General features: G+C 66.0%; 10 protein-coding genes. 5 read left to right on the top strand and 5 right to left on the bottom strand.

Annotated elements, in window-relative coordinates:
- Positions 1–90: 90 nt before the first annotated feature.
- Together ahcY and SB4_RS03070 are read right to left on the bottom strand one after the other, a co-directional pair.
- Positions 91–1,509: an adenosylhomocysteinase gene (gene ahcY, locus SB4_RS03075; RefSeq protein ID WP_058751398.1), complete on the bottom strand. Its 1,419-nt coding sequence runs from the start codon at positions 1,507–1,509 to the stop codon at positions 91–93.
- A gap of 130 nt (positions 1,510–1,639) precedes the next feature.
- Positions 1,640–2,203, bottom strand: coding sequence for a YqgE/AlgH family protein (locus tag SB4_RS03070; protein WP_058751362.1), 564 nt, complete (start codon positions 2,201–2,203; stop codon positions 1,640–1,642).
- Positions 2,204–2,325: 122 nt separating this feature from the next.
- On the opposite strand from SB4_RS03070, the gene SB4_RS03065 reads away from it, so the two are divergent.
- The 4 genes from SB4_RS03065 (at position 2,326) to SB4_RS03050 (ending at position 5,183) form a co-directional block, all read left to right on the top strand.
- Positions 2,326–2,805, top strand: coding sequence for a peroxiredoxin (locus SB4_RS03065; RefSeq protein ID WP_058751361.1), 480 nt, complete (start codon positions 2,326–2,328; stop codon positions 2,803–2,805).
- A gap of 134 nt (positions 2,806–2,939) precedes the next feature.
- Positions 2,940–3,158, top strand: coding sequence for a hypothetical protein (locus SB4_RS03060; RefSeq protein ID WP_058751360.1), 219 nt, complete (start codon positions 2,940–2,942; stop codon positions 3,156–3,158).
- A gap of 80 nt (positions 3,159–3,238) precedes the next feature.
- Positions 3,239–4,675 (top strand): AMP nucleosidase, encoded by a 1,437-nt coding sequence (locus tag SB4_RS03055; RefSeq protein WP_058715924.1) that lies wholly within the window; start codon positions 3,239–3,241, stop codon positions 4,673–4,675.
- A 73-nt stretch (positions 4,676–4,748) separates the two neighbouring features.
- A complete protein-coding gene (locus SB4_RS03050) occupies positions 4,749–5,183 on the top strand; it encodes a hypothetical protein (RefSeq protein ID WP_058751359.1) in 435 nt (144 codons plus the stop codon).
- Positions 5,184–5,300: 117 nt separating this feature from the next.
- On the opposite strand, the gene SB4_RS03045 is transcribed toward SB4_RS03050, so the two are convergent.
- The 3 genes from SB4_RS03045 to SB4_RS03035 form a co-directional block, all read right to left on the bottom strand.
- Positions 5,301–7,142 carry a M2 family metallopeptidase gene (locus SB4_RS03045; protein WP_058751358.1) on the bottom strand — a complete coding sequence of 614 codons (1,842 nt, stop codon included), beginning with the start codon at positions 7,140–7,142 and terminating at the stop codon, positions 5,301–5,303.
- Positions 7,143–7,218: 76 nt separating this feature from the next.
- The gene (locus tag SB4_RS03040) at positions 7,219–7,980 is read right to left on the bottom strand and encodes an alpha/beta fold hydrolase (protein ID WP_058751357.1); all 762 of its coding nucleotides are present in this window, start codon (positions 7,978–7,980) and stop codon (positions 7,219–7,221) included.
- A 152-nt stretch (positions 7,981–8,132) separates the two neighbouring features.
- Positions 8,133–8,900: a helix-turn-helix domain-containing protein gene (locus SB4_RS03035; protein ID WP_058751356.1), complete on the bottom strand. Its 768-nt coding sequence runs from the start codon at positions 8,898–8,900 to the stop codon at positions 8,133–8,135.
- Between the two features lie 197 nt (positions 8,901–9,097).
- On the opposite strand from SB4_RS03035, the gene SB4_RS03030 reads away from it, so the two are divergent.
- The gene (locus SB4_RS03030) at positions 9,098–9,631 is read left to right on the top strand and encodes a hypothetical protein (protein ID WP_058751355.1); all 534 of its coding nucleotides are present in this window, start codon (positions 9,098–9,100) and stop codon (positions 9,629–9,631) included.
- Positions 9,632–9,670 lie beyond the last annotated feature (39 nt).

The raw sequence follows: 9,670 nt of genomic DNA, 5'->3' as shown, positions 1-9,670 counted from the left end.
ACGTGGCCTTTCCGGCCTCCGCCCATGAAAAAGGGGGCCGCCCTTTCGGACAGCCCCCGATTTTCGTCCGACCGAGGCCGGAAAGCGGGATCAATAGCGATAGTGATCCGGCTTGAACGGGCCTTCGACCGGCACGCCGATATAGGCGGCCTGCTTCTCGCTCAGCTTCGACAGCTGGACGCCCAGCTTTTCGAGGTGGAGCGCGGCGACCTTCTCGTCCAGGTGCTTCGGGAGCACATAGACTTCGTTCTTGTAGTTCTCACCCTTGGTCCACAGCTCGATCTGGGCGAGCGTCTGGTTGGTGAACGAGGCCGACATCACGAAGGACGGGTGGCCCGTCGCGCAGCCCAGGTTCACCAAGCGCCCCTTGGCCAGCACGATGATCTGCTTGCCGTCCGGGAACTCGACCAGGTCGGTGCCGGGCTTCACTTCGGTCCACTTGTAGTTCGACAGCGCCGCGATCTGGATCTCGCTGTCGAAGTGGCCGATGTTGCAGACGATCGACATGGGCTTCATCGCCTTCATGTGATCGGCGGTGATGACGTCGGCGTTGCCGGTCGCGGTGACGAAGATGTCGGCGCGCTTCACGGCCTCATCCATGGTCACGACCTCGAAGCCCTCCATCGCCGCCTGCAGCGCGCAGATCGGGTCGATTTCGGTCACGAGCACGCGCGCGCCGCCATTGCGGAGCGACTGGGCCGAGCCCTTGCCCACGTCGCCGAAACCGGCGACCGCGGCGACCTTGCCCGCCAGCATGACGTCGGTGGCGCGACGGATCGCGTCGACCAGCGATTCCTTGCAGCCGTACAGATTGTCGAACTTCGATTTGGTGACCGAGTCGTTGACGTTGATCGCCGGGAAAGGCAGCTCGCCCTTCTTCGCGATCTCGTACAGGCGGTGCACGCCGGTCGTCGTTTCTTCCGACACGCCCTTCAGGTTCTTGACCGTCTGGGTCAGATAGCCCGGCTTCTTGGCGATGAACGCCTTGACCGAACGCTGGAACTCGACTTCCTCTTCGTTCTCGGGCTCGCCGAAGCTCTGACCGGCTTCGAGCTTGGCGCCCCACAGCGCGAACATGGTCGCGTCGCCGCCGTCGTCCAGAATGATGTTGGCGGTGGTGCCGTCACCATTCTTGTCCCAGTCGAAGATGTCGCCGACATAGTCCCAGTACTCGGCCAGCGTTTCGCCCTTCACGGCGAAGACGGGGATACCGGCGGCGGCGATCGCGGCGGCGGCATGGTCCTGGGTCGAGAAGATGTTGCAGGTCGCCCAGCGGACGTCGGCGCCGAGCGCGGTCAGCGTCTCGATCAGCACGGCGGTCTGGATCGTCATGTGCAGCGAACCGGTGATGCGCGCGCCCTTGAGCGGCTGGGCTGCGCCGAATTCCTCGCGCAGGGCCATCAGGCCGGGCATCTCGGTCTCGGCGATCTTGATCTCGGCGCGGCCGAAATCGGCCAGGCCGATATCCTTGATGACGTAATCGTTCTTGGTGGCGGCAGTCGTGGACACGACGAAACTCCGTGCAAAATGGGGCCGACCAAGACGCTGAAGCACGCCGATCGGCACGCGCCACGCCTTAGCCGCGATCGCCTTAGGGATCAAATATAAAGATATCTTTATATGCTTGAGTGTCGCCTGCTCAGGCGGTGCCGCCGCCCGTCACCAGCAGGCGCGGGTCGATCCCCGCCGTGCCGAACGCCGCCTGCCAGCGATCCTCGGGCGCGACGTCGAACAGCACCTCGCGCTCGCCGCCGACCGTGAACCAGCAGCCGGGCTCGCGCAGTTCCTCCTCCAGCTGGCCCGCATCCCATCCGGCATAGCCGAGCGCCACGACCCAGCGTTCGGGCCCCTGCCCCTCGGCAATGGCCCGCAGCACGTCGACCGTGCTGGACAGGACCCAGCGGCCGCCGACATCGACGCTGTCCTGCCCCTGCCAGTCATGGCTGTGCAGCACGAAGCCGCGACGCGGCTCGACCGGGCCGCCATAATGGACCGGCGCGTCGGGCGCGTCGCCATGCGCGATCTCGAACTGGTCGAGCAACGTGTGGAAGCCGATGCCGTCGATCGTCGCGCCCAGCCCGATGCCGAGCGCCCCGCCCTCGTCATGCGCGCACATGGCGATGACGGCATGATCGAAACGGTGATCGGCCATGCCCGGCATGGCGAGCAGGAATTGGCCGGAAAGATAAGTCAGTTGATCCACGTACCCGACTATAGGGATCACCACGCCCGCTCGCCATGCTTGAAATCGCGGGGCGTCCTGCCCCATGAACGCCCGCGCAAGCCCGGCACCCTGCCGCGGCCTTTCCCGCAGGACGAAGCATCATGACGATCAAGGTCGGAGACCGCCTCCCCGCCGCTACGCTGGTCAAGGCGACGCCCGATGGCCCGGAACAGGTCAGCACCACCGATTTCTTCGCGGGCAAGCGCGTCGCACTGTTCGCGGTGCCCGGCGCCTTCACCCCCACCTGCTCCGCCCAGCACCTGCCGGGTTTCATCGCCCAGGCCGACGCACTGAAGGCCAAGGGCGTCGATGAGATCGCCTGCACCTCGGTCAACGACGTGTTCGTCATGAAGGCCTGGGGCCAGACCAATGCGGCGAGCGCGATCACGATGCTGGCCGACGGCAATGCCGATTTCGCCAAGGCGGTCGGCCTGACCATGGACGGCTCGAAATTCGGCATGGGCACGCGCAGCCAGCGCTACGCGATGCTGGTCAATGACGGCGTAGTCGAGCAGCTGTTCGTCGAGGCACCCGGCGAGTTCAAGGTCAGCTCGGCCGAGCATCTGCTGGGCGCGCTCTGACGCGATGCCGGTCTGCCCCCGATCCGGCGAAGCGCGCCCCGGACAGGGTGGTCGGTCGGATCGGGGGCGGAACAGCGCTGGCCGTAGCGGCGTTTTCAGCTAACGTGGACGGAAACGAGAGAGGAGCACTGGCCATGACCACCTATGTCCCCCCCGAAAAGCAGGCAGCGCCCAAGAGCTTCACCGAAAAGGCGCAAGACGCGGCGAAGGCCGCAGGCGGCAAGGTGAAGGAACACCCCTATGCCGCCGCCGGAATCGCGGCTGGCGTGGCCGCTGCCGTTGCGGGTGCCGCGTTCGGCGCATCCAAGCTGCGCAGCCCTTCCGACGACGAAAACTCCATTCACGGCGCCTGACTTGGGCGTCCAGGCACGCGCGGGCGATCCCGGTCGTCCGCGCGCTTGCCAGTGTCACAATCAGGGCTTAGCTCTGAACGATGACTCAAGCCGCAACGATCGTCGAGGAACTCGACCGCCTCTACACCGCCTCCGTCACGCGTCTGAAGGACGCGCTGACGCTCTACCTTCGTGATGGCACCACGCCGACGCCGGAAGACCGCGCGCATGGCTGCTTCGCCTACCCAGAAATCCGGCTGGTTTATCGTGGCGAGGGCGGACGCCCCGCCCCGATGCGCTCGTTCGGACGTCTGGTCTCGCCCGGCGATTACCGGATCAGCGTCACGAAGCCCGCGCTGTTCCGGGATTACCTGATCGAGCAGCTGACCCTGCTGATCGAGGATTACGACGTCTCGGTCGAGGCGGTGCCCGGTCACCAGGAAATCCCCTTCCCCTATGTGCTCGACCCCGGCCACGCGCTGAGCCTCGACACGGTGTCGGCGGCCGAACTGGCACGCTTCTTCCCGGCGACCGAGCTGGCGCATATCGGTGACGAGATCGCCGATGGCCTGTGGATGACCGCCGACGGCAACCGGCCGCTGGCGCTGTTCGACGGGTTGCGCACCGATTTCTCGCTCGCCCGGCTGCGTCACTATACCGGCACCCCGCCCGAGCATTGCCAGCGCTTCGTGCTGTTCACCAACTATCACCGCTATGTCGATGAATTCGTTCGCTGGGGCGCGTCGCAGCTGGGCGAGGGCTCGCGCTTCACCGCCCTGTCGGGTGCGGGCGGCATCGTCATCGAGCGGCCCGAGGATGTCGACAAGATCGTCACCGACAGCGCGTGGCGGCGGCACCAGATGCCCGCCTATCACCTGGTCGCTAAGGACGGCACCGGCATCACCCTGGTCAATATCGGCGTCGGCCCGTCCAACGCCAAGACGATCTGCGACCATCTCGCGGTCATGCGGCCCGAAGCGTGGCTGATGATCGGCCATTGCGGTGGCCTTCGTCCCAGCCAGCGGATCGGCGACTATGTACTCGCCCATGCCTATCTGCGCGACGATCATGTGCTGGACGACGTGCTGCCCCCCGAAATCCCGGTGCCCGCCATCGCCGAGGTGCAGGTCGCCCTCGCCAAGGCCGCCGAGATCGTCTCGGGCCAGTCGGGCGACGAGTTGAAACGTCGCCTGCGCACCGGCACGATCGTGACCACCGACGACCGCAACTGGGAGCTGCGTTACTCCAAGTCGGCGCTGCGCTTCTCGCTCAGCCGCGCGGTCGGCATCGATATGGAGTCGGCGACGATCGCGGCGCAGGGCTATCGCTTCCGCGTGCCGTACGGGACGCTGCTCTGCGTGTCCGACAAGCCGCTGCACGGCGAGCTGAAGCTGCCCGGCCAGGCCAACCGCTTCTATGAACGTGCGATCAGCGAGCATATGCGGATCGGCATCGAAACCTGCGAACAGCTGCGCCGCGAGGGCAACAAGCTGCACAGCCGCAAGCTGCGCGCGTTCAACGAGCCGCCCTTCCGCTGATTGGCAACCGGGGGCGGGCGCAAGCGTTACGGTGACGAACCGAAGCTGCTTTGTTGGAATGGGGGATTTCGTCATGGTCGATACCACGGACCCGAAAAAGCCACGCCCGCCCCGCCGCCGCGCCGCGCCCAAGGCGGCGGGCACCCCGGCCCCGCGTAAACGCCCCGTGGCCAAAGCAGAGCCGGCGATCGACGACGCCGTGCCTATAGTCGAACCGTTCGAGGGCACCGAAGTCCCCGCGACCGAGGCCCCGGCCAAGCCCAAGGCTCCGCCCAAACCCCGCTCGACCAAGCGTACCGCCCCGCGTAAGGCACCGCCGCGCAAGCCCGCCGCCATCAAGCCCGCCCCCGCGCCGGTGTTGGGCAAGCACGGGCTGGACCGGGTCGGCGGCAAATGGGGTGTTGCCTCGATCCTGGGCAGTCTGGCGGCGGCGGCCGGGCTCACCGCCGCGCTGTTGTCGCTGAAGGGGAGCAGCGCGAAGCGGGACAAGGACAACAAGAAGGACTGATTGCCCTTCCTCCGCTCAGCCTGAACGAGGGTGAGATTTCGGGGCGGGCCGACACCGTAAGCGGCCATGCCCATAAAACACCCTCTCCCCAGGCATGGCTTGGGGAGAGGGCGGGCATCACCAGCCCTGCGGCTTGCCCTTGTTCTGCTGGTCGAGCCAGACTTTCAGCGGCGCGAAATATTCGACCAGCGCCTTGCCCGACATCTCACGGCTGCCGGTGAAGACCTGAAGCGCGTCCGGCCACGGCTTGGACTGGCCCATCGCCAGCATCGCGTTCAGCTTCTCGCCGACCTTCTTGTTGCCATAGAAGGAACAGCGGTGCAGCGGGCCCTTCCAGCCCGCCTGATCGCAGGCCGCCTTGTAGAATTGGAACTGGAGCACCCGCGCCAGGAAATAGCGCGCATAGGGCACGCCCGCCGGAATGTGGTACTTCGCACCCGGATCGAACTTCGTCTCGTCCCGCGCGACCGGCGGTACCACGCCCTGATATTTCAGGCGCAGCGCGTCCCAGCCCGCCTGATACTGGCTGGCCGGAATCTGGCCGGAGAACACGCCCCAGCGCCACTTGTCGATCAGCAGGCCGAAGGGCAGGAACGCCACCTTGTCCATCGCCTGACGGAGAAGCAGGCCGATATCCTTGTCGGCGCTCGGCACCTTCGCGGGATCGAGCAGGCCGATCTTCACCAGATAATCGGGCGTGATCGACAGCGCGACGGTATCGCCGATCGCCTCGTGGAAACCGTCATTCGCGCCGTTCTTGTAGAGGAAAGGCTGGTTCTTGTACGCGCGCTGGTAGTAGTTATGCCCCAGCTCGTGATGGATGGTCACGAAGTCGTCGGCGTTGACCTTCGTGCACATCTTGATGCGGATATCGTCCAGATTGTCGATATCCCAGGCCGAGGCATGGCAGATGACGTCGCGATCGGCGGGCTTGGTGATCTGCGACCGCTGCCAGAAGGTCTGCGGCAGTGGCGCAAAGCCCAGCGAGGAATAGAAGCCCTCGCCCGTCTTCACCATCTTGATCGGGTCATACCCCTTGGCCTTTAGCAGCTCGCCCGTGTCGTAGCCGACGTCGCCCGCACCCTTGGGGGCGACCAGGTCATAGATGTTGCCCCATTCCTGCGCCCACATATTGCCGAGCAGGTCGGCGCGGATAGGGCCGGTCTTGGCCTGCACCGCATCGCCATATTTCTCGTTCAGCTTCCAGCGGACATAGGTGTGGAGCGCCTTGTACAGCGGCTCCAGCTCGCCCCAGATCTTGTCGGTCAGCTGCGCGAACTGCTCCGGCGGCATGTCATAGCCCGAACGCCACAGCGCGCCCGCATCGGCATAGCCCAGCTCCTTGGCGCCCTGGTTCGCGAGGCCGGTCATCTGCGCATAATCGGCGCGCATGGGGGCGCCGACATTGTCGTGCCAGCTGACCCACATCTCCTTCAGCTTGGCGGGATCGCGCTCGCTGCCCATCGCGGCTTCGATGTCCGATCCATTGATCGGCTGGCCGTTCTGCAAGCCCTTGCCCTTGCCATAGGAGGACGACATGCGCGTGGTCAGCATCGACAGCTGCGCCGAGGCGCCCGGCGTCGTCGGTGCGGGCAGCGTGATGCCGCCGCGCAGCAGGTCGAGCTTGCGCTTGGTGTCATAGGACAGGCCCGGCAGCGCCTGATATCGCGCCGCCTGCAAACCATATCGGACGGCAAGGTCGGTCATCTCCGCGCCCGACGCCGCGGCCAGCGCATCGGTGTCGTCGGTGATATAGGTCGCGTTGACCCAGGCGATCTGCTGCGCCCCGACCGATTTCTCGGCGAGGGTCTTCTCGGCCTCGGCGACAAAGGCGTCGGCCCCCGCGACGGTCGGCGCGGGCTGGGCCGCAGGCGCGGCGGGCGTCGGAGCGGTCTGGGCATGCGCGGCGCTGGCAAGCGCGAAGGTGAGTACGGTGCCCGACACGGCAGAACGGATCATGCTGGTCCCCTAAAGTCCTGAATCGCCCTCGAAACGGGGCGGATGGCGCGCAGTTGCGCGGCTTTGCCCGCCGCCGTCAAGCGGAGAGGAATTGCGCGATCGCCGTACCCAGTTCGGGCTTGGTCACCGAACTCATGTGATTGCCGGGAATTTCGACATAGCGGCCGCGCGGCAGGGCCTCCGCCAGATCGAGCGCCGCGCCATTGTCGAAATCATCGACCCCGGCCACGACCAGAGCAGGCAGGTCGAAGCCCTCGATCGCCGATAGCGGCGTGTCGGCAAAGGTCTGGAGAATATGGAGCAGCGCCACCGGGTCGCCACCGGTGGTCTTGAGAAACGCCTCGGCCATCCATTCCGGCGTGCCGCGCGGATGCTCGCCCAGTCGGGTGAGAATATTGGTAAAGTGCTCCACCCGCCGGTCGGTGTGGAGCAGCCCCTCCAGCCCCATGCCCGCAAAGATCGCCTTGCCCGGCTCCGCCCCGGTCGCCAGCATCCGGCTGACCGTCCGCGCGCCCAGCGAATAGCCGCCCAGATCATAGTCGGTCAGCCCCAGATGCTCGACCAGCGCATGGCCGTCGCGGGTCAGCGCGTCCTTGGGATAGGCGGCGGGGTCATGCGGCTTTCCGCTTTCTCCGTGCGCGCGCAGGTCGGGCATGATGACCCGGTAACCCTTGGCGGCGATGGCGGCGGCGTGGCCGTAGCGAATCCAGTTGGTCTGGGCGTCGGAGAAATAGCCGTGGATCAGCACCAATGGCCGCCCCTCCCCCATCTCGCGCCACGCGATCGGCGTCCCGTCGAAGCTGTCAAAGAAACGGGTTTCGGGGGCGGTGTCGGCCAAGGGTTCGGTCTCCGGTTGGAAGGCGGGATGGCCGCTTCCTAATACGGATCGGGCGGGATGTGGACCTCTCATCCGGCCACCCTATCCTCCTCTTCTCATTCCTCCCCTTGCAGGGGAGGAATGAAGGTCATCCCGTATCCTTGCGATTTCTCCTAACCCACATAGATGCCCGCAACGCGCCATTCACCGTTCTCCCGCTCCAGCGTCACGGTCTCGACGATCGCCGCCGAGGTGCCGAAGCGGGTGGTGAACCGTACCATCCGATACCCGGCGGGCGGTGCGGGAATATCGTCCTGGCTGAGCAGCGTCCGCGACACCGTCTTGCCCAAGGGCGTCCGCACCTTTTCCGACGCGGCGGCCCAGACCTGTTCGGTGTTGAGCTGGCGAAAGCTGGTCGTGGTCAGGTGATAGCTGTCGGCCCAGCGGCCCTGGTCGATCAATTGCAGGAAACGCTGTGCGACCTCTACTACCGCCGGATCGGCGGCCACCGTCGGAGCCGCTTGCGGCGGTGTGGAGGTCAGATGAGCCAAGCCGCCAAGGGCCAGCAGGCTGAGGACAAGGGTCATGAGCATCGCTCCGATAATGATCCGAGGGCGGCGGATGCCGCGCCCCGCGCCGATGTCCGGCGCCGAATCTTCCTGCGTGATCGGGCCCGACCGTTCCTCCCCGATTGGCCTGTCCCCCATAGAATTGGGGGTCGGTGGCCGATCCTCGACCTCCAGCAGCATCCGCGCCGCCTCCCGACTGCTCGACACCGCCAGCTTGCGCCGCGCGTCGCGAAGACGTTCGTTGATCGTGTGGACCGACAGGTTCAATTCGCGCGCGATCGACTTGGCATCGTGCCCCCGCACGATCAGGCGCAGCGTCTGCTTCTCCCGCTCGGTCAGCGCCGCGACGCCCGCTTTGCCCTGCATCGTCATAGGGCGAACTATGCCGTCGCGAGCCCCCGCCGCCACCCTTAAAAAATTGTACTTCGCCCTGCCGGAGGCTCCGCCGCTCGACGGCTGAGTCCCTGTGTCATCACATCGCCGCAAAATGGCGGGAATCCGTGCTTTTTTCTGCAAAAGCCTGAGTCCCGATTATGGACAAAAGGAGTACAAGCCGGTAGCCGCCATCCATGGCAGCCGCCCTGTTTCTCCTTCTGGCAGTCATCCTGGCCTTTGCCGGAGGGGGCGGACCGTGGATGCTGATCGCGACCGTGGCGGCGGCCACGGCGGCGGGAACGCGACTGCCCGATCTCGATACGCCGCTCCAGCTCCAGCATCGCAGCGCGCTGGTGCACAGCGTCCTGCCCTTCTACATCGCGACGCTCGACCTGCGGACCTGGCCGGTGGCGGCGGGGCTGGGCTTCGGCGTGGGCTTTCACCTGGCCGCCGATCTGTTTCCCGGCACGATGCGCGGTTTCGCCACGATCAAGATGCCGCTCATCGGATCGATCGGCGTCTTCCCATCCTATCTGTGGATCGCGGTCAACGCGGCGGCGAACATGGTCGGCGCGATCGTCACGCTGGAATGGATCGCCGCAGACCGGGTCGCGGCCTGTGCCCTGGCCGCGACAGGGGTGCTGGGCGCGAACTATCTGCTGCGCGCCAAGGGCGGGCTCTACGCGCTGACCGTGATGATCGGCCTGGGCTGGTTGATGCTGCGATAAAGCCCAGGAATTGGCGTTTCGGTTCGATTGCGGTAAGGG

The organism is Sphingomonas sanguinis, assembly GCF_001476905.1.
GTDB lineage: Bacteria > Pseudomonadota > Alphaproteobacteria > Sphingomonadales > Sphingomonadaceae > Sphingomonas > Sphingomonas sanguinis_B.
This window is presented reverse-complemented; position numbering and strand designations above follow the sequence as displayed.

Bases quoted from the DNA above. Each gene is read 5' to 3' on its own strand.
- SB4_RS03065 (WP_058751361.1), top strand. From the start codon at position 2,326: ATGACGATCAAGGTCGGAGACCGCCTCCCCGCCGCTACGCTGGTCAAG.
- SB4_RS03060 (WP_058751360.1), top strand. From the start codon at position 2,940: ATGACCACCTATGTCCCCCCCGAAAAGCAGGCAGCGCCCAAGAGCTTC.
- SB4_RS03055 (WP_058715924.1), top strand. From the start codon at position 3,239: ATGACTCAAGCCGCAACGATCGTCGAGGAACTCGACCGCCTCTACACC.
- SB4_RS03050 (WP_058751359.1), top strand. From the start codon at position 4,749: ATGGTCGATACCACGGACCCGAAAAAGCCACGCCCGCCCCGCCGCCGC.
- SB4_RS03045 (WP_058751358.1), bottom strand. From the start codon at position 7,142: ATGATCCGTTCTGCCGTGTCGGGCACCGTACTCACCTTCGCGCTTGCC.
- SB4_RS03035 (WP_058751356.1), bottom strand. From the start codon at position 8,900: ATGACGATGCAGGGCAAAGCGGGCGTCGCGGCGCTGACCGAGCGGGAG.
- SB4_RS03030 (WP_058751355.1), top strand. From the start codon at position 9,098: ATGGCAGCCGCCCTGTTTCTCCTTCTGGCAGTCATCCTGGCCTTTGCC.